General features: G+C 66.1%; 16 protein-coding genes and 1 pseudogene. 13 read left to right on the forward strand and 4 right to left on the reverse strand.

Features of this window, described 5'->3' with window-relative positions; translation table 11 throughout:
- Positions 1 to 183: 183 nt before the first annotated feature.
- The 9 genes and pseudogenes from M2D63_RS12145 to M2D63_RS12185 all read left to right on the forward strand — a co-directional run.
- A pseudogene (locus tag M2D63_RS12145) lies at positions 184 to 348 on the forward strand (PAS domain-containing protein); the annotation flags it as partial.
- Between the two features lie 213 nt (positions 349 to 561).
- Entirely contained in the window at positions 562 to 1,632 is a 1,071-nt protein-coding gene (locus tag M2D63_RS12150; protein ID WP_405309896.1) for a methyl-accepting chemotaxis protein, read from the forward strand.
- Positions 1,633 to 1,654: 22 nt separating this feature from the next.
- Entirely contained in the window at positions 1,655 to 3,352 is a 1,698-nt protein-coding gene (locus M2D63_RS12155) for a bifunctional diguanylate cyclase/phosphodiesterase (RefSeq protein ID WP_285863165.1), read from the forward strand.
- A 116-nt stretch (positions 3,353 to 3,468) separates the two neighbouring features.
- Positions 3,469 to 3,558: a K(+)-transporting ATPase subunit F gene (gene kdpF, locus M2D63_RS12160; RefSeq protein ID WP_105642480.1), complete on the forward strand. Its 90-nt coding sequence runs from the start codon at positions 3,469 to 3,471 to the stop codon at positions 3,556 to 3,558.
- 8 nt (positions 3,559 to 3,566) lie between these two features.
- On the forward strand, positions 3,567 to 5,261 hold the full coding sequence (kdpA, locus tag M2D63_RS12165) for a potassium-transporting ATPase subunit KdpA (RefSeq protein ID WP_285863166.1): 1,695 nt from the start codon (positions 3,567 to 3,569) through the stop codon (positions 5,259 to 5,261).
- 10 nt (positions 5,262 to 5,271) lie between these two features.
- Positions 5,272 to 7,326, forward strand: a complete 2,055-nt coding sequence (kdpB, locus tag M2D63_RS12170) for a potassium-transporting ATPase subunit KdpB (protein ID WP_285863167.1) — start codon at positions 5,272 to 5,274, stop codon at positions 7,324 to 7,326.
- Positions 7,327 to 7,342: 16 nt separating this feature from the next.
- Positions 7,343 to 7,903 (forward strand): potassium-transporting ATPase subunit KdpC, encoded by a 561-nt coding sequence (gene kdpC, locus M2D63_RS12175; RefSeq protein ID WP_285863168.1) that lies wholly within the window; start codon positions 7,343 to 7,345, stop codon positions 7,901 to 7,903.
- Positions 7,904 to 7,912: 9 nt separating this feature from the next.
- On the forward strand, positions 7,913 to 10,573 hold the full coding sequence (locus tag M2D63_RS12180; protein ID WP_285863169.1) for a sensor histidine kinase KdpD: 2,661 nt from the start codon (positions 7,913 to 7,915) through the stop codon (positions 10,571 to 10,573).
- Entirely contained in the window at positions 10,570 to 11,262 is a 693-nt protein-coding gene (locus tag M2D63_RS12185) for a response regulator (RefSeq protein WP_285863170.1), read from the forward strand. The genes M2D63_RS12180 and M2D63_RS12185 overlap by 4 nt, the downstream gene beginning before the upstream one ends.
- Before the next feature lie 100 nt (positions 11,263 to 11,362).
- Here M2D63_RS12185 and M2D63_RS12190 read toward each other — a convergent pair whose 3' ends face one another.
- Positions 11,363 to 12,403 carry a patatin-like phospholipase family protein gene (locus M2D63_RS12190; RefSeq protein ID WP_285863171.1) on the reverse strand — a complete coding sequence of 347 codons (1,041 nt, stop codon included), beginning with the start codon at positions 12,401 to 12,403 and terminating at the stop codon, positions 11,363 to 11,365.
- A 158-nt stretch (positions 12,404 to 12,561) separates the two neighbouring features.
- Here M2D63_RS12190 and M2D63_RS12195 point away from each other — a divergent pair, with 158 nt between their 5' ends.
- The 3 genes from M2D63_RS12195 to M2D63_RS12205 all read left to right on the forward strand — a co-directional run bounded on the left by M2D63_RS12195 (position 12,562) and on the right by M2D63_RS12205 (position 14,504).
- Entirely contained in the window at positions 12,562 to 12,840 is a 279-nt protein-coding gene (locus M2D63_RS12195) for a hypothetical protein (RefSeq protein WP_285863172.1), read from the forward strand.
- A 14-nt stretch (positions 12,841 to 12,854) separates the two neighbouring features.
- A complete protein-coding gene (locus tag M2D63_RS12200; RefSeq protein ID WP_285863173.1) occupies positions 12,855 to 13,622 on the forward strand; it encodes a CHAD domain-containing protein in 768 nt (255 codons plus the stop codon).
- An 81-nt stretch (positions 13,623 to 13,703) separates the two neighbouring features.
- Positions 13,704 to 14,504 carry an acyl-CoA thioesterase II gene (locus M2D63_RS12205; RefSeq protein WP_285863174.1) on the forward strand — a complete coding sequence of 267 codons (801 nt, stop codon included), beginning with the start codon at positions 13,704 to 13,706 and terminating at the stop codon, positions 14,502 to 14,504.
- Here the strand turns inward: M2D63_RS12205 and M2D63_RS12210 are convergent.
- The 3 genes from M2D63_RS12210 to M2D63_RS12220 form a co-directional block, all read right to left on the reverse strand.
- Positions 14,501 to 14,869: an Mpo1-like protein gene (locus tag M2D63_RS12210; RefSeq protein WP_285863175.1), complete on the reverse strand. Its 369-nt coding sequence runs from the start codon at positions 14,867 to 14,869 to the stop codon at positions 14,501 to 14,503. The two genes, M2D63_RS12205 and M2D63_RS12210, sit on opposite strands and share 4 nt — an antisense overlap.
- Before the next feature lie 75 nt (positions 14,870 to 14,944).
- Positions 14,945 to 16,423 (reverse strand): methyl-accepting chemotaxis protein, encoded by a 1,479-nt coding sequence (locus tag M2D63_RS12215; protein WP_285863176.1) that lies wholly within the window; start codon positions 16,421 to 16,423, stop codon positions 14,945 to 14,947.
- An 86-nt stretch (positions 16,424 to 16,509) separates the two neighbouring features.
- Positions 16,510 to 17,316: a TatD family hydrolase gene (locus M2D63_RS12220; RefSeq protein ID WP_285863177.1), complete on the reverse strand. Its 807-nt coding sequence runs from the start codon at positions 17,314 to 17,316 to the stop codon at positions 16,510 to 16,512.
- Between the two features lie 157 nt (positions 17,317 to 17,473).
- On the opposite strand from M2D63_RS12220, the gene M2D63_RS12225 reads away from it, so the two are divergent.
- Positions 17,474 to 18,898 (forward strand): transglycosylase SLT domain-containing protein, encoded by a 1,425-nt coding sequence (locus M2D63_RS12225; RefSeq protein ID WP_285863178.1) that lies wholly within the window; start codon positions 17,474 to 17,476, stop codon positions 18,896 to 18,898.
- Positions 18,899 to 18,948 lie beyond the last annotated feature (50 nt).

An 18,948-nucleotide genomic window follows, 5' to 3' on the forward strand; every position in this document is an offset into this window, starting at 1 on the left:
CGCTCTTTTCGATGTCGGATGAAGGGTCTGCGCCTGGATGCAGACCGCAGCAGAAGGAATTTCAACGTGCGTTTCAACCTGCCGGTCACCTCGGTCGAACAGACTTTCGGCGAGGATCAACGGCTGATTTCTGCAACCGACACCGCCAGCAACATCACCTACTGCAACGCCGAATTCGCCGCCATGAGCGGCTTCAGCCAGGAAGAACTGATCGGCAGCCCGCACAACCTGGTGCGCCATCCGGACATGCCTGCCGAGGTATTTCGGCAGATGTGGCAATACCTGAAGGCCGGCAAGAGCTGGATGGGCATCGTCAAGAACCGCAGCAAGAACGGCAATTACTACTGGGTCAGTGCCTACGTCACGCCAATCCTGGAAAACGGCCGTGTGGTCGGCTACGAGTCGGTGCGGGTCAAACCGACCCGCGAGCAGGTGCGGCGCGCCGAGGCGCTGTATGCCCGTTTGCGCGCCGGCAAGGCGGCGGTATCCGGTGCTCGGCGTGTGGCCGGGTTCGCCCGGGTAGCCAGCGTGCCGCTGCTGGCAGGCATAGTGGCGATCGGCGTGCAACAGTGGCTGCCCGGCTGGCCGGCCCACGGCATCACCCTGGGATTGTTCGGCGCGCTCGGCCTGTGGGCCCATCAGCGCCTGGACCAGCAGTTGCAGCAGATCGCCCGCAGTGCGGGCAACGCCTTCGCCGACCCGATCGTCGCCCTGACCTACAGTGATGACGTGGGCCCGGCGGCGCAGTTGCAGATGATCCTGATCAGCGAGCAGGCGCGGCTCAAGACCGCCCTGACGCGCCTGAGCGACCTGGCCGTGCAGATGAGCGAGGCGGCCAGCGACTCCAGCCGCTTGTCCCGGCACACTGAAACGGCCTTGCTCGAACAGCGCGCCGAAACCGACCAGACCGCCGCGGCCATGACCGAGATGGCCGCCTCGATTGCCGAGGTCGCCTTGCACGTGCAGCAGACCGCCGGTGAAGCCCACACCGCCAATCAACTGGCCGGGCAGGGCAGCGAAGTGGCCGGGGCGACCCGCGAGGCCATTCAGTTGCTGGCCAGCACCGTTCGCCAGATCAACCAGGCGGTGACCCACCTGGCCGGGCAGACCCAGGACATTTCCCTGGCCGCCGAGGTGATCCGCGCGATTGCCGAGCAGACCAACCTGCTGGCGCTCAATGCCGCCATCGAAGCGGCGCGTGCCGGTGAACAGGGGCGCGGTTTTGCCGTGGTCGCCGATGAGGTGCGCGCACTGGCCGGCAAGACCCGGCAGTCGACCTTGCAGATTCAGGGTATCATCGACAGCCTGCGTAGCGGCGCCGATGAGGCGGTACAGATCGCCAGTCTGGGTATCGACGAAGCCGAGCAGGGCGTGGCCCGGGTGCTGGAGGCGCAGCAGGCGCTGCGGGGTATCCGCGACGCGGTGGCCTGCATCAGCGACATGAGCCAGCAGATGGCCGCGGCCTCCCAGCAACAATCATCGGTCGCCGAAACGGTGTCCGAACAGATCAACAACGTGGCCGGCACCGTGCAGCACACCGCGCTGAACGCCAATGCCGCCGCCACCCGCGGGGCTGAACTGCAGGGTATTGCTTCGGGCCTGCGTGCCCTGGTCGAGCGCTTCAACCGCTAGACCCCGGGACAACGAGATTTTCATGGACGATAACTACCGCACGGCCGTGGATGCGGCCGCGATCTTTTCTGAAACCGACCTGAGTGGCCGGATCACCTACGTCAACGAGCAGTTCTGCAGTATTTCCGGCTACAGCCGCGACGAGCTGCTGGGCGCCAACCACCGCATCCTCAATTCCGGCCTGCACGATCCGGACTTCTTCGACGGCATGTGGCGCGCCCTGGTCGCCGGCCGGGTGTGGAAGGGCGAGATCTGCAACCGGGCCAAGGACGGTTCGCTGTACTGGGTCGACAGCACCATGGTGCCGCTGATCGATCCGGCCAGCGGGCGGGTACGCAAGTACGTGTCGATCCGCTTCGACGTCACCGAAAAGCGGCAGTTGCTGCATACCTTGCAATGGCGGGTCGGCCATGACGTGCTGACCGGCCTGCCCAATCGCGCCTACCTGTCGGACCTGCTCAACCAGGCGCTGGAGTTCTCCCGTCGCGAGGACACGCCCCTGGCGGTGTGCATGCTCGACCTGGACGGCTTCAAGGCGGTCAACGACGGCTATGGTCATGCCAGTGGCGACCTGCTGCTGGTGGAAGTGGCCGCGCGCCTGAAGGCGATCCTGCGCGGCGGCGATGCCGTGGCGCGGCTCTCGGGGGACGAGTTCGTGCTGATCCTGCGCGAGGTGCAGGAGCCGGCACAGCTGCAGGCCGCACTGGAGCGAGTGCTGCAAGCCCTGGCTACGCCCTACGTGATCCGTGAGCGCGAGGTCAGCGTCAGCGCCAGTATCGGCGTCACCCTGTTCCCCCTCGACAACGAGGACACCGACACCCTGCTGCGCCACGCCGACCAGGCGCTATACGTCGCCAAGCAGAGCGGGCGCAACCGCTACCACCTGTTCGACGTGTCGGCCGACCGCGAGGTCAAGGCCACCCACCAGACCGTGGCACGGGTGCGCCACGCGCTGATCAAGGGCGAGCTGTGCCTGCACTATCAACCCAAGGTGAACATGCGCAGCGGGCAGGTGCTGGGTTTCGAGGCCTTGCTGCGCTGGCAGCATCCCTTCAAGGGGCTGGTGACCCCGGCGGAATTCCTGCCGCTGGTGGAGCAGACCGACCTGATCGTCGATATCGGCGAGTGGGTGATCGCCCAGGCCCTGGCGCAGATGCAGCGCTGGCAGCAGGCCGGGCATGCGTGGCCGGTGAGCGTGAACATCGCTGCCCGACATTTCCAGCGCGCCGACTTTGTCGAGCGCCTGCAACGCTTGCTGGCGCGTCACCCGACGGTGGCGCCGCAGATGCTCGACCTGGAAATCGTCGAGTCGGTAGCCATCGAGAACATCCAGCGGGTCAGCCAGTGCCTGGAGGCCTGCCAGCGCCTGGGGGTGCAGTCGTCCCTGGATGACTTCGGCACCGGCTATTCGTCCCTGAGCTACCTCAAGCGCCTGCCGACCCGGACCATCAAGATCGACAAGTCGTTCGTGCGCGACATTCTCAATGACCACGACGACCTGGCCCTGACCCGGGCGGTGATCGGCCTGGCCCGGGCCTTCGGTCGCCAGGTGATCGCCGAAGGCCTGGAGACCGTCGAGCACGGCCAGTTGCTGATGGGCCTGGGCTGCGATGTCGCCCAGGGCTATGGCATCGCCCGGCCGATGCCGCCCGAGGCGGTGGTCGACTGGGCCGCCGGCTACGTGCAGCCACCTCAGTGGCGGGCCTCGGCAGGGCACTGAAGGCGTAGTTTTACGCATTCTTTATGCCCGGGCGCAGGTCCCGGTCTCGTCCCTTTACAGCCGCTCTACCGACAATGACCGTCAACGGCGACCTGCCGTAAGGACGGAGAGTTTTCATGAGCATTCTGGACGGGGTGTCACTGCTGCTGGCAGTGGCGTTGATGATCTACCTGATGGTCGCGCTGCTGCGCGCCGACCGGGGCTAGGAGCGACCATGCACAGTTACGATTATGCGTTGCTGCTGGCGTTCTTCGCCCTGGTGCTGCTGCCGGCGCCAGGGCTTGGGCGTTTCTACTACAAGGTGATGGAAGGCCAGCGCACCTGGCTGTCGCCGCTGCTGGGGCCGGTGGAACGCGGCTGCTACAAGCTGGCTGGCGTGAAGGCCGACAGCGAGCAGAACTGGAAGCAGTACACCCTGGCCCTGCTGGCCTTCAACCTGGCCGGTTTCATCCTGGTGTTCGCTGTATTGCTGTTGCAAGGCCATCTGCCGCTCAATCCGCAGCACCTGCCGGGGCAGGAGTGGTCGCTGGCGTTCAACACGGCAGTGAGTTTCGTCACCAACACCAACTGGCAGGCGTACAGCGGCGAAGCCTCGGTCAGCTACCTGAGCCAGATGCTTGGCCTGACCGTGCAGAACTTCGTCAGCGCCGCCACCGGCCTTGCCGTGCTGGTCGCCCTGTGCCGTGGTATCGCCCGGCGCTCGGCGCACACCCTGGGCAACTTCTGGGTCGACATGACCCGCGCCACCCTCTACGGCCTGCTGCCGCTGTGCCTGCTGCTGGCCTTGCTGCTGGTCTGGCAGGGCGTGCCGCAGACCTTCGGCGACTATGTCCAGGCCCTGACCCTGCAAGGCAGCGAGCAGACCATCCCCCTGGGCCCGGCGGCCAGCCAGATCGCCATCAAGCAACTGGGCACCAACGGCGGCGGCTTCTTCGGCGTCAACTCGGCGCACCCGTTCGAGAACCCGACGGCCTGGAGCAACCTGTTCGAAGTGGCGTCGATCATCCTGATCCCGGTGGCCCTGGTGTTCACCTTCGGCCATTACGTCAAGGACCTGCGCCAGAGCCGGGCGATCATCGCCTGCATGCTGGCGCTGTTCCTGATCGGCGGTGCCACGGCGTTGTGGTCCGAAAACCAGCCCAACCCGGCCCTGAACAACCCGCAGGTCGAACAGACGGCGCCGCTCGAAGGCAAGGAAAGCCGCTTCGGCACCACTGCCAGCGTGCTCTGGACCGTGACCACCACCGCCGCCTCCAACGGCTCGGTGAACAACATGCACGACAGCCTCAATCCGCTGAGTAGCATGGTCGCGCTGGTCAACATGATGGTCGGCGAGGTGATCTTCGGCGGCGTCGGTGCCGGGCTCTACGGCATGCTGCTCAACGTGCTGATCGCAGTGTTCCTGGCCGGCCTGATGATCGGCCGCACCCCCGAGTACCTGGGCAAGAAGCTCCAGGCCCGCGAGGTGCAATTGCTGGTGGCGACCCTGCTGGTGATGCCGGTCGGCGTGCTGGTGCTCGGTGCCCTGGCGGCCAGCCTGCCGGGGCCGGCAGCGGCGATCAGCAACCCCGGTGCCCACGGTTTCAGCCAACTGTTGTATGCCTACACCTCGGCCAGCGCCAACAACGGTTCGGCCTTCGCCGGCCTGGGCGCCAACACCACCTTCCACAACCTGATGCTGGGCCTGGGCATGCTGATCGGCCGCTTCGGCTACATCCTGCCGGTGCTGGCCCTGGCGGGCAGCCTGGCGCTGAAAAAGAGCGCGCCGGTGGGGCAGAACAGTTTCCCGACCCACGGCCCGCTGTTCGTCACCTTGCTGCTGGTCACCATTTTGCTGGTGGGCGGCCTGACCTTCCTGCCGGCCCTGGCCCTTGGCCCGATCACCGAACACTTGAGCCTGGGTTTCTAAGGAGCAACTCATGAACATGCCGATTCCCGAAGTGAAAGCAGCAAAGGCCACGGCGGCAGGGACAAGCTTTGCCGCGCTGTGGCGCCCGGCCCTGGTGCAGGCGTTGGTCAAACTCGATCCGCGTCAGCTCAAGCGCTCGCCGGTGATGCTGGTGGTGGAACTGACCGCGATCTTCACCACCTTGCTGTGCCTGTTGCCCGACAGCGGCGTGCCCACGGCGGTGGCGGTGCAGATCGCCCTGTGGTTGTGGTTCACCGTGCTGTTCGCCAACTTTGCCGAAGCCCTGGCCGAAGGCCGTGGCAAGGCCCGCGCCGACAGCCTCAAGGCCGGCAGCCAGGGCCTGAGCGCCCGCCGCCGCAGCGCCTCGGGCGGTTTCGAAACAGTGGCTGCCACTCATCTGCGCAAGGACGATGTGGTCAAGGTCATGGCCGGGGAAATGATCCCCGGCGATGGCGAGGTGCTCGAAGGGATTGCCGCGGTCAACGAGGCGGCGATTACCGGTGAGTCGGCGCCGGTGATCCGCGAGTCCGGCGGCGATCGTTCGGCGGTCACCGGCAACACCCGGCTGGTCTCCGACTGGTTGCTGATCCGCATCACCAGCAACCCTGGTGAGTCGACCCTGGACCGCATGATCGTCCTGGTCGAAGGTGCCAAGCGGCAGAAGACCCCCAACGAGATCGCCCTGGACATTCTGCTGATCGGTCTGACCATGATTTTCCTGGTGGTCGTGGTGACCTTGCAGCCGTTCGCCCATTTCGCTGGCGGCAGCATCCCGCTGGTGTTCCTGGTGGCGTTGCTGGTGACCCTGATCCCGACCACCATCGGCGGCCTGCTGTCGGCCATCGGTATCGCCGGCATGGACCGCCTGGTGCGCCTGAACGTGATCGCCCGTTCCGGGCGGGCGGTGGAGGCGGCAGGTGACGTGCATGTGCTGATGCTCGACAAGACCGGCACCATCACCTTCGGCAACCGTCGCTGCAGCGCCCTGCAGGCTGCCCCCGGGGTGACCTCCAGGGAGCTGGGCGAGGGTGCCTTGCTGGCCTCGCTGGCCGACGACACCGCCGAAGGCAAGTCGATCGTCGAATACCTGCGCCAGTTGCACGACTTCAATGAACCGGATGCCGGGCAACTGACCCCGGTGGCCTTCAGCGCCGAGACCCGGCTCTCCGGCGTCGACTACCAGCAGCGTCGCTACCGCAAGGGCGCGGTGGATTCGGTACTGGCTTTCGTCGGTATGCAGCGCCTGGAGATGCCGGCGTCCCTGTCCCGCGAAGTGGACAAGATCGCCCAGAGCGGCGGTACGCCCTTGCTGGTCTGTGTCGATCAGCGTCTGCTGGGCGTGATCCACCTCAAGGACGTGGTCAAGCCGGGGATTCGCGAGCGCTTTGCCGAACTGCGCAAGCTGGGCATCCGCACCGTGATGGTGACCGGCGACAACCCGCTGACCGCCGCCGCCATCGCCGCCGAAGCCGGGGTCGACGACGTGTTGGCCGAAGCCACTCCGGAGAAGAAGCTGGCGCGTATTCGCCAGGAGCAGAACGACGGGCGCCTGGTGGCCATGTGTGGTGACGGCGCCAACGACGCCCCGGCGCTGGCCCAGGCCGATGTCGGCATGGCCATGAACGACGGCACCCAGGCGGCGCGCGAGGCGGCCAACATGGTCGACCTGGACAGCGACCCGACCAAGTTGTTGGATGTGGTCCAGGTCGGCAAGGAACTGCTGGTGACCCGTGGCGCCCTGACCACCTTCTCGATCGCCAACGACGTGGCCAAGTATTTCGCCATCCTGCCGGCGCTGTTCGCGGCGATCTACCCGCAGTTGGGGGCGCTCAACCTGATGCAATTGAGCAGCCCGCAGAGCGCGATTCTCTCGGCGATCGTCTTCAACGCCCTGATCATCGTCGTGCTGATTCCCCTGGCCCTGCGCGGGGTGCGGGTACAGGCGGCGAGCGCTGCGCACCTGCTGCGGCGCAACCTGCTGATCTATGGGGTGGGCGGACTGATCGTGCCCTTCGCCGGGATCAAGCTGATCGACCTGCTGCTGACCGCTTTGCAACTGGTCTGAGACCAAGGAGATGACCATGAGCACTTACGTACGTCCGGCCTTTAGCCTGATCCTGTTGATGACCCTGATCACCGGTGCGGCTTACCCGCTGGTGGTCACCGGGGTGGCCCAGGTGGCCTTCCCCGACCAGGCCAATGGCAGCCTGCTGCACGACGACCAGGGCCAGGTGCGCGGCTCGCTGCTGATCGCCCAGGGCTTCAAGGGCGACGCCTGGTTCCAGGCGCGTCCTTCGGCCGGCGACTATGCCACCGTCGCCAGCGGTGCCAGCAACCTGGCACCGAGCAACCCGGCGCTGGCCGAGCGTGTCGGCCAGAGCGCCGCACAGCAGTATGTCGAAGGCCAGGGCGCGGTGCCGCTGGACCTGCTGACCACTTCCGGCAGCGGTCTGGACCCGCACTTGTCGCCTGCGGCGGTGGCCTATCAGTTGCCACGGGTGGCGGCGGCGCGGCAGGTCAGCACGCAGGCCTTGCAAGCGCTGGTCGAGCAGTCCACCCTGCAGCCATTGATCGGCCCGCCGGTGGTCAATGTGCTGGCCTTGAACGCCGCCGTCGAACGGCTGGCCCCGGTTTCCAGGTAAGGACAAGCAGTGAGCGAGAGCAATTCCGAACGCGCCGATGCGTTATTGGCCGGGCTACCGCGCGAAGGGCGCGGCCGCCTCAAAGTGTTCCTCGGCGCGGCGCCGGGGGTGGGCAAGACCTACGCCATGCTCCAGGCCGCCCACGCCCAGCTGCGCCAGGGTGTGCAGGTGCTGGCGGCGGTGGTCGAGACCCATGGCCGGGCCGAGACCGAAGCCTTGCTCGCCGGCCTGCCGCAGTTGCCCTTGCTGCGCTCGGAGTACCGCGGCGTGCAGCTGGAGGAAATGGACCTTGATGGCCTGCTCAAGGCCGCGCCGCAGCTGGCGCTGATCGACGAGCTGGCCCACAGCAACGCCCCCGGCAGTCGCCACGCCAAGCGCTGGCAGGACGTGCAGGAGCTGCTGGCCGCCGGCATCGATGTGTACACCACGGTCAACGTCCAGCACCTGGAAAGCCTCAACGACCAGGTGCGCGGCATCACCGGCGTGCAGGTGCGCGAAACCCTGCCGGACTGGGTGCTGCAGGAAGCCTTCGAACTGGTGCTGATCGACCTGCCGCCACGCGAGCTGCTCGAGCGCCTGCGCGAGGGCAAGGTCTATGTGCCGGAGCAGGCGCGGGCGGCCATCGATGCCTTCTTCAGCCAGACCAACCTGACCGCCTTGCGCGAGCTGGCCATGCAGACGGCGGCAGCCCAGGTCGATGCGGACCTGGCCCACGGTTACCGCCAGCTTGGCCAGGATGCGCCGACCCTGCGTGGACGTTTGCTGGTCGGTGTCGATGGCGATGCCCAGGCCGAGCGCCTGGTGCGTCACGCCAGCCGGGTGGCCCAGCGGCGGCACCTGCCCTGGAGCCTGGTGCATGTCGACAACGGCCGACTGCGCGACGAAACCGCCCGCCAGCGCCTGCAGGCGGCCCAGCAGTTGGCCGAGCGCCTGGGCGGCGAGGTGGTGCTGCTGCGTGCCGGCGAAGTGGCCCAGACCCTGATCCAGCATGCCGTTGAGCGCCGTGCCAGCCTGGTGCTGGTCGGCCAGTCCCGCGATCGCCTGCGGCGTCGACTGTTCGGCGCCGGAGTGGCTACCCGCTTGTTGCGCGAGGCCCATGGCCTGGAAATCAACGTCCTTGACCGTGACGACAAGCCCGAGCCTCCAGGCGCCGTGGTGAAGAAAGTCTGGGTCTGGCGGCACTACCTGCTGGCCCTGGTCGCCACCTTGCTGGCCTCCGGGCTGGCCTGGGTCGTGGCGGGTGTCCTGCCGCTGCCCAACATCTCGCTAGTGTTCCTGGCGGCGGTGTTGCTGGTGGCGGTGCGCAGCAGCCTGGGGCCGGCGCTGGCCTGTGCGGTGCTGTCGTTCCTGGCCTATGACTTCTTGTTTATTCCGCCGAATTTCTCTTTCAACATCCAGCGCGAAGAAGACGTCCTGACCTCGCTGTTCTTTCTGTTGATGGCGGCGCTCACCGGCAACCTGGCAGCCCGCCAGCGTCGCCAGCTGCAGGCGCTGCACGAAACCCAGGAGCAGACCAACCAGCTGCTCGACCTGTCGCGCAAGCTCACCGCCGCCACCGACCGCCAGGCGGTGTTCAATGCTGCCGGGCAGCACCTGGACGGCTGGAGCGATGTGCAGGTGTGCCTGCTGGAGCGGGATGTGGAAGGGCGCTTGCAGGTGGTCAGCGGCGGCAACCCGCAGTTCACCGACAACGAGCGCGCTGCCGCTGACTGGGCCTGGCAACATGACCAGGCCGCGGGGCTGGGCAGCGATACCCTGCCCAATGGCCGCTGGTGGTGGTGGCCGCTGTCGCTGGACGAGTCGCGCCTGGCGCTGCTCGGGGTGCGCCCGCGCCAGGGCCAGAGCCTGACGCCCCCACGCCGGCGTCTGCTCAAGGCCTTGAGCCAACCCCTGGCCCAGGCGCTGGCCCGGGCGCGCCTGGCCGAACAACTGGAGGCGGCGCGCCTGCATGGCGAAACCGAACAGCTGCGCAGCGCCTTGCTCGCTTCGGTGTCCCATGACCTGCGCACCCCCCTGACCGCCATGCGCGGCAGCATCGACAGCCTGCTGGCCCTGGGTGAAGCGATCCCCCGCGCCGATCGCCAGGAGCTGCTCGAAGGCACCCGCAACGAAGCCGAGCGCCTGGACCGCTATATCCAGAACCTGCTGGACATGACCCGCCTGGGCCATGGCGGGTTGAAGCTGGCCCGCGACTGGGTGGCGCCCACCGACATCGTCGGCAGTGCCCTCAATCGCCTGCGCGTGGTACTGGCACCGTTGCAGGTCAGCACCGAGGTGGCGGACGGCTTGCCGCTGTTGTTCGTGCATGCGGCACTGATCGAGCAGGCGCTGGTCAATGTGCTGGAAAACGCCGCGCGGTTTTCCCCGGCGGGCGGCCGCCTGGCCCTGCAGGTACGGGTGGTGGACGAGCAGCTGCATTTCGCCGTCAGCGACGAAGGCCCGGGCATCCCCCTGGCCGATCGCGAGAAGATCTTCGACATGTTCTACACCGCCGCCCGGGGGGATCGGGGCGGGCAGGGCACGGGCCTGGGCCTGGCGATCTGCCAGGGCATGATCGGCGCCCATGGCGGGCATATCCGGGTCGATGACGGTATCGATGGCCGTGGCACCTGCATCACATTATGCTTGCCGCTTCCGACCCAGCCCGAGCCTGAAAGCGAAGCCCCATGAGCCAGATCGCAACCCTGCTGGTCATCGACGATGAACCGCAGATCCGCAAGTTCCTGCGTATCAGCCTGAGCTCCCAGGGCTACAAGGTGATCGAAGCCGCCACCGGGGCCGAAGGCCTGGCCCAGGCAGCCCTGGCCCGGCCCGACCTGGTGGTGCTCGACCTCGGCCTGCCGGACATGGACGGCCAGCAGGTGCTGCGCGAGCTGCGCGAATGGAGCCCGGTGCCGGTGCTGGTGCTGTCGGTGCGGGCCAGCGAGATCCAGAAGGTCGAGGCACTGGACAACGGCGCCAATGACTACGTGACCAAGCCGTTCGGCATCCAGGAGTTTCTCGCCCGGGTGCGTGCGTTGTTGCGCCAGGTGCCCCAGGCCAGCAGTGCCCAGGCGGCTGCCAGCTTCGGGCCGTTGACGGTGGACCTGGCGTTTCGCAAGGTGACCCTGGACGGCGTGGAAGTTGCCCTGACCCGCAAGGAGTACGCGCTGCTGGCGCAACTGGCGAGTCATCCGGGGCGGGTGATTACCCAGCAGCAACTGCTCAAGGATATCTGGGGGCCGACCCACGTCGATGACAGCCATTACCTGCGCATCGTCGTGGGCCATGTGCGGCAGAAGCTCGGGGACGACCCGACGGCACCGCGCTTCATCATTACCGAACCGGGAGTGGGGTACCGGTTGGTGGGGCCGGAATAATCGCCGGCGGCCCTATCGCCGGCTATGCCGGCTCCCACAAGGGTTCAGTTTGCACCTGGCCCTGTGGGAGCCGGCATAGCCGGCGATGAGGCCCTGAAGCTCAACGCCGCTCCGCCTCGTAGTTCTCCAGCGTATCCCGGGCAATCTCCCGCCCCAGGGCGATCAGCTCCGGGGCCTTGTAGAACTCGAAGAACCGGCATACCCGCTTGGGCACGTTGATCAGTACATCCGGCGGGTAGCCGGCGATCTTGTACTGGGCCAACGAGGTCTGCATCACTTCGAAGCTCTGGTTGATCAGGTCCAGCAGCGACGCCGGCCCGACGTTGTCGATGATGAACGAGCCGGTCGCCGACTTCGGTGCGCCGGCGCTTTCGGGAGCCGCAGCCGGTTGCTGGGCCTCCGGGTTGGCCGCATCGCTGAGCCAGGGGTTGGGAATCTGTGCAGCCCCGGGCGCCAGCTCCTGCTCGATACGCATCAGCTCTTCGGCCGGCTTGCGCCGGAATGGCAGGTGCGAGCCGAGCGAGCTGATCAGGTTGTCGAAGCGTAGCTTGAAGGCGGCAGGCCGTTCGATCACCGGCAACTGGTACTGACGCTGGTTGGTGGAGTTGAGGTTCACGGCGATGATCAGGTCGCAGTGGCTGGACACCACCGGAATGATCGGCAAGGGATTGAGGATGCCGCCGTCGACCAGCATGCGGTTGCCTTGTACCACCGGGGTGAACAGGCTGGGAATCGCTGCCGAGGCGCGCATGGCCTGGTGCAGGCAACCTTCCTGGAACCAGATTTCCTGCTGGTTGGTGAGGTCGGCGGCCACGGCGGTGTAGGGGATGCGCAGCTCTTCGATGTTCACTTCGCCGACGATCTTGCGGATCTGGCCGAAGATCTTTTCGCCGCGAATGGCCCCCAGGCGGAAGCTCACATCCACCAGGCGCAGCACGTCCAGGTAGTCCAGGCTCTCGATCCAGTTGCGGTATTCCTCAAGCTTGCCAGCGGCGTAGATGCCGCCAATTACCGCGCCCATGGAGCAGCCGGCGATACAGGCGATGTCGTAGCCGCGCCGCTCCAGCTCCTCGATCACCCCGATGTGCGCATAGCCACGTGCCCCGCCCGAGCCCAGCACCAATGCCACGCGTTTGCTCATGATGGCCCCCGGTTGTTGTGCTTCATTGGTCTAACAATGCGCCCATTCGTGTCTGTGCTTCAATCGTCATACGCGCTGCGCTACGCTTTGCAGGGCACTTTTTTTTATTGTTGTCGTCGAACGCGCCACCCTGAACATTTCTTTTGAAGGAGTCACTGATGAAAGCCTGGATCTGCCTGCCCCTGATTGCCCTGGTACTGACGGGGTGCGCTGGCAAGACTGCCTATCGCGACAGTTGCGCCAACCAGCTGGACGCGGCATGGAAGGAGCTCGACCTGGCCAAGGCTGAAGGTTTTGCCGGTACTGTCAGTTACTCCAAGGCGCTGTCGCTGTTGACCGGGGCCAAGACCCAGCAGCAGTTCGAAGCCTTCGAAGGGTGCAGTAACAAGGCCCAGAAGGCCCGTTTCTATATTCGTGAATCCCGCGCCGGTCGCTAACCCAGGAGGCCATCATGTCGGCCATGCTCGATCATGCGATTGCCCAGATCCTGGCCCTGCAGGTACGCCTGCTCGGTTGCCAGGCGCGGTTGGCGGCGGACACCGACAGCGAGGCGCTGCATGACCTGCGCACCACCACCCGGCGCTTGCGCAGCCTGTTGCGGCCATTGCGCGAGTTGCCCGGGGTCGATCAGCTCGAAGGCGCCGCCCAGGCGCTGGGTGAACTGACCACGCCGCTGCGCGACCGTGAAGTGCTGGCGGCGCAATTGCTTGAACGCGGGCAGGTCGATGCCGCGCGGCGGCGCCTGGCCGACCGCCGGCAGACCTTTGCCCGTGTCGCCGACAGCGCCGAGTTGCGGCGCTTGCTGGCGATCGTCGATGCCTTTCCGATCTTCCTGCGTGCTGCCGAGCGTGAAAAGCTGATCCTGCGTTTGCGCAGGCGCGTCGACAAGCGCCTGGACAAACAGTGGGACAGGCTGCGTGAAGCGCTGGTCGATCCGGCCCATGACCGCCATCGCCTGCGCCTGTTGATCAAGCGCGTGCGTTATGGCGACGAAGCCTACCCGCAGCTCGAGCATGCCGGGCGGCGTCTGCAGCGTCAGCTCAAGCGAGCCCAGGGCGACCTGGGCGACTGGCACGACCTGTTGCAGTGGTTGCTGCAAGCCGAGCAGCAAGCGGACCTGGCGCCTTGCGTCGAGCACTGGAAAGCGCAGCTGGTCGTGGCCGAACAACGCGCCGACGACACCCTCGAACGGCTGGAAAAGGCCCTGGGGCGACGATAAGCCGCTGATATGGCCGAAATGCGGGCTGTTCCTGTAGACCGTGGTGGTTAAGATCGGACTTTTCCCACGGATGAGGTCGGCATGAATTTCTCGCAATTGCTCAAGGCGGTCCGCCTGCATCCCCAGGCAGTGACCATTCCTGCCAGTTGGGCCCAGGGTCGGGCCTGTTTCGGCGGCCTGATGGCGGCGCTGCTGTATGAAACCATGCGGGCCAAGACCGCACCGGGCCGTCCGGTGCGCTCCCTGGCCATCACCTTTGTCGGCCCGGCCGAACCCGAGGTGCCGATCAGCTTCGAGGTGGAACTGCTGCGCGAAGGCAAGGCGGTCAGCTCCTTGCTCGGCCGCGCGGTGCAGAACGGCCAGGTGGTGACCCTGATGCAGGGCAGCTTCGGCGCCGGGCGCAACTCGGTGGTCGAGGTGCCGGCGCTGGAGGCGGTGGCAATGAAGAGCCTTGAGGAGTCCAGCGTCGAGTTGCCCTATATCAAGGGCGTAACCCCTGAGTTCATGCGCCATGTGTCGCTGCGCTGGGGCATTGGTGGTCTTCCGTTCAGCAACAACCAGTCACGCGAGATGGGCGGCTGGGTCCGGCTGCGCGATGAAGGCGGCGACGAGACCATGAGCGAATCGCACCTGCTGGCGCTGGTCGATGCCTGGCCACCGAGCTTGCTGCCATTCCTCAACCGACCCGCTGCGGGCAGCACCCTGACCTGGACCATCGAATTCATCCACCCGGTGCCAAGCCTGACCTCCCACGACTGGTGCCGGTACTGCGTGCAGACCGAGTACGCCCGCGACGGCTACGGGCACGCGGCGGCCGCCCTGTGGACGGCCTCGGGTCAGTTGCTGGCCTTGAGCCGGCAGACGGTGACGGTCTTCGCCTAGTGACGATGGCGGTGGCGCTCACGCCAGGCGCGCCACCAGGCACCGCTCAGGACAAAGCGCGGGAAGGTGATGAACTGCTCCACCAGCAGCCGGCCGACGGCGTCCTTGCGGTCGCTGAAGGGTTCCGGTTGCAGGGCCTCCAGGCGATGGCCCTGGCGCTGCAGGCCCAGGCCTGCGATCAGGGAAATGACACCGACCGCCAGTTGCCCCAGGTCCAGTGAGAACAGCCCGGACAACACCAGCAGCACGCCGAGGATGAACAGCGGCACGGCGATCAGGTGCAGCACCAGGTTGGTCGGGTTGCGGTGGTTGTGGTGGTAGCCGCGCCATTGCCAGGCGGGCAGGTTGGGCATGCGCTTGCTCATGGGCAATTCCTCAGGGTCCTGCCTGAAGAATAGTTTGGCCCCCAATCGGGGGCCAATCAGCACCGGCTATCGGGCCTATAGCTTGAGTTGACCGATGGCTTTGTTCAGCTCGCCCGCCAGGGTCGCCAGCTCACTGCTGGTGGTGGCCGAGTCGACCGTCTGCTGCACGGTCTGTTCGGTGACGTCGCGGATACTCACCACGGCGCGGTTCATCTCTTCGGCCACCTGGCTCTGCTGCTCGGCGGCCACCGCGATCTGGGTATTGCTTTCGCGCATCTGCGCCACTGCGCTGGTGATTTCCGCCAGGGCCGCACCGGCTTCCTGGGCCTGCTGGACGCAGTCGTCGGCCTTGAACGAACTCTCCTGCATGAAGTCCACGGCGTCGCGGGTGCCGGCCTGCAGGGCCGAGACCATGGTGGTGATTTCGTCGGTGGAGGCCTGCACGCGCTTGGCCAGGTTGCGCACCTCATCGGCGACCACGGCAAAGCCGCGCCCCAGGTCGCCGGCACGGGCGGCTTCGATGGCGGCGTTGAGGGCCAGCAGGTTGGTCTGCTCGGCAATGCTGTGGATCACCCCGACCACGCCATTGATTTTCTGGCTGTCCTCGGCCAACTGGCGAATCATTTCGGCGGTCTGTTGCACACCGCTGGACAGGCCGGAAATCGAGGTCTGCACCCGGCTGACCACGGCCTGGCCGCTGCCGGCCAGAGTGTCGGCGGTCTGCGACAGGTCGCGGGTGGCGCCGGCATGCTGGGCGATGTGATAGACCGTGGCCGACATTTCGTTGATGGCGGTGGCGGCCTGGTCGGTCTCGCTCTGCTGGCCGAGCATGCCGTGGCGCACGTCGCTCATGCTGGCGGCCAGGCGGGCGGCGCCCGAGTCCAGTTGCGCCGCGGTGCGTGCCACGGTGTTGACCACCCGGTGGTAGGTGGTCTGCATGGCGTTGAATGCGCTGGCCATCTGGCCGACTTCATCGCCGCAGGACAACGGCACCCGCGCCGACAGGTCGCCGGTCTTCTCCACGTGCAGCATCACATCCTTGAGGGTATTGAGCTGGCTGAGCAAGAAGCGGATCAGCAATTGCGAAGCGCCGAGCATGGCCAGCATCAGGATTAGCACACAGACGGCGTAGTTGGTGAAACGGTCGGTGAACACCTGGAAAAGGCTGGGGGAGGGGGCGAGCACGGCGATTCGCTGGCCATCGCGGTCGATAACCTGGGCGCCGGCGACCGGATTCGTACCCGTCAGGGCCAGACCATGGACCTCGACCCAGTCACGGGCCGTGGCCAGGGCGTCGAGCTTTTCGCCGGCGAAGGTCGGCGCCTGGCCCGGTGCGTACTGCAGCCACAGCGGGTTGTGCGGCAGGTCCTGGCCAGTGGGCCAGTCTGCCAGCAACCGGGCCTGGGCCTGGGCTTTTTCCTGGGCCGCCTGGGCCCTGGCCTGCTGCTCCAGGTGCACCGCATAGAGCACCAGCAGCAGGGTGGTGACGAAGGCCACCGCATTGACAGCCCAGAACTTGTATTTCAGGGAGATATTGCTAAGCCAGGCACCCATAGTAGGTCTTCTCTGATTGAGCTCGAACATTGTTGGCAAGGTGCCATCATTGTGTCGGGACCAAAAGAGCGGCGTGTTGATATGCGTCAAATAATCGCGGGCAGGTCGAAGAAGGCGCGGGCGCAGGCGGTGGTGTGGGCCGCCAGTTGTTCGGGGCTTTCGCCACGGTGCACGGCTACCTCGCGCAGCACTTCGGTGAGGAAGGCCGGCTCGTTGCGACCGTTTTTCGGCTTGGGCCGCAGGCTGCGCGGCAGCAGGTAGGGGGCATCGCTTTCCAGCATCAGGCGGCCCTGGGCGATGCTGCCGACCAGCGGATGCAGGTGGGTGCCGCGCCGCTCGTCGCAGATCCAGCCGGTGATGCCGATGTGTAGGTCCAGGTCCAGATAGCCGAACAGCGCCGCCCGCTCGCCGGTGAAACAGTGCACCACGGCGGCGGGCAAGTGATCGCGGTAATCCTTGAGGATCGCCAGCAGGCGCTCGCTGGCATCGCGCTCATGGAGGAACACCGGCATCTGCAGTTCCACCGCCAGGGCCAATTGTGCTTCCAGGGCCTTTTCCTGCTGTGGGCGCGGCGAGAAGTCGCGATTGAAATCCAGCCCGCATTCGCCCACCGCGCGCACCCGTGGCTGGGCCAGCAGTTCACGCAACTGACGGCTGCTGTCGGCATTCCAGCTGCTGGCGTCATGGGGGTGCACGCCGGCGGTGCTGAACAGCCGCTGGCCGCTTTCATCCAGCGCCAGGCACAGTTCCAGGGCCTGTTCGCTGCCCGCAAGGCTAGTGCCGGTGACCATCATCTGGCGTACGCCGGCAGCCTCGGCGCGCTCGAGAACGGCCTGGTGCTTGTCGGCAAAACTTGGGTTGGTCAGATTGACGCCGATGTCGATGAGTTGCATGGTGCTACCTCAGGCCGGTGGCCGGCCAGCATAGCAAAGCTCGAGGATTTTCGATAAATCCAAGAACTTCAATGAGTTGTCGTGGTCATTTGCAGTCATTTGTCATGTAGCGACTGCATTCTATGGCGTCAACCACAACCCGCGAGCCTTCTTACGGATGACGCGAGCGCTTTTTCTGTTGATCGTGCTGGGCTTCGGTCTGCTGCAGGCAGGGCCGGCCAGCGCGCGGCTGCCCGGGCCGCAACAGACCGTGGCCAAGACCCAGGCGCGTGACCTGGCGCAGATCCGCAGTAGCCGGGTACTCAAGGTGCTGGTCAACCAGAGTCGCAACAGCTCCGGCGAGGTCAAGGGTGAGTCGGTGGGCGTCGAGTACCATCGCCTGCGCGCCTTCGAACATTACCTCAATGCCCGGGCCCTCGATGGCCAGGAAATCAGCCTGAAAATCATTCCCCGGGCCAAGGAGCAACTGCTGGCGGCCTTGCAGCGCGGCGAAGCAGACCTGGTCGCACCCGGCGAACTGCTCGATCCGACCTCCACCCGTGGCCTGGTGGCCAGCGACCCGGTGGTGGACCATGTACCCATGGTGCTGGTCGGGCGCAAGGGCGAGCGCAGTTTCCAGCGGGTCGAACAGCTGTCCGGCCGCACTCTGGCCCTGACCAGCGCCAGTGCCGCCGGCGATACCCTGCACGAAATCAACCAGCAGCTGGCGCTGCGCAAACTGGCGCCGATCAAGGTCGAGTGGGTCGACCCGACCCTGGCGGTGGAAGATGTGCTGGAGATGGTCCAGGCGGGGATCTATCACCTGACCGTGGTCGAGCAGCCGATTGCCGAACGCTGGGCGCGGGTCATGCCCAAGCTGCGCATCGACCGCAAGGTCCAGGTCGCCGCTCCCGAGGCCATGCGCTGGTATGTGCGGCGTGACGCGGTGATGCTGCACGCCAGTGTCGATCGCTTCCTGCAAGGCTACAAGCCGCCGCAGAACCAGGACGCGGCGTTCGAGCGCATCTACCGGCGTCTGTACCGGGTGCACAACCCCCTGGCGCGTAACGACCGCAAGCGGCTGGAAGCCCTGCGACCGGTGCTGCAGCGCCATGCCAGCGAGCAGGACATTGACTGGTTGAACCTGGCGGCGGTGGCCTTCAAGGAGTCTGCGCTCAATCCCACTGCACGCGGTGCCGGGGGGGCTCATGGCCTGATGCAGATCACCCCCGGCGCCGCGCAGCGGGTAGGGGTGAGCAATATCAGCAGTGTCGATGGCAATGTACAGGCCAGTGCGCGGTACATGGCGCTGATCCGGCGCAAGTTCTTTTCCAGCAAGCAACTCAATGAGCGTGAGCGCATGGCCTTCACCCTGGCGGCCTACAACCTGGGTCCCGAGCGGGTCCAGGCGATGCGCGCCGAAGCCCGTCGCCGTGGCCTGAACGGCAACCAGTGGTTTTTCCAGACCGAGCGTATCGCCATGGAGCAGGTGGGCATGGGGCCGGTCAGCTACGTCAACAGTGTCAACAAGTACTTCCTGGCGTTCGATCGTGAGCGTGAGTCGCTGGAGGCTCAGGGGCGCAAGGTGGCGGGGCGCAAGTAATCGAATTATTCGATTGGTATGTCGCATTTTTTGCGATTTTACTATTGGCT

It is taken from the genome of Pseudomonas sp. BJa5, assembly GCF_030272875.2.
Taxonomy (GTDB): Bacteria; Pseudomonadota; Gammaproteobacteria; order Pseudomonadales; family Pseudomonadaceae; genus Aquipseudomonas.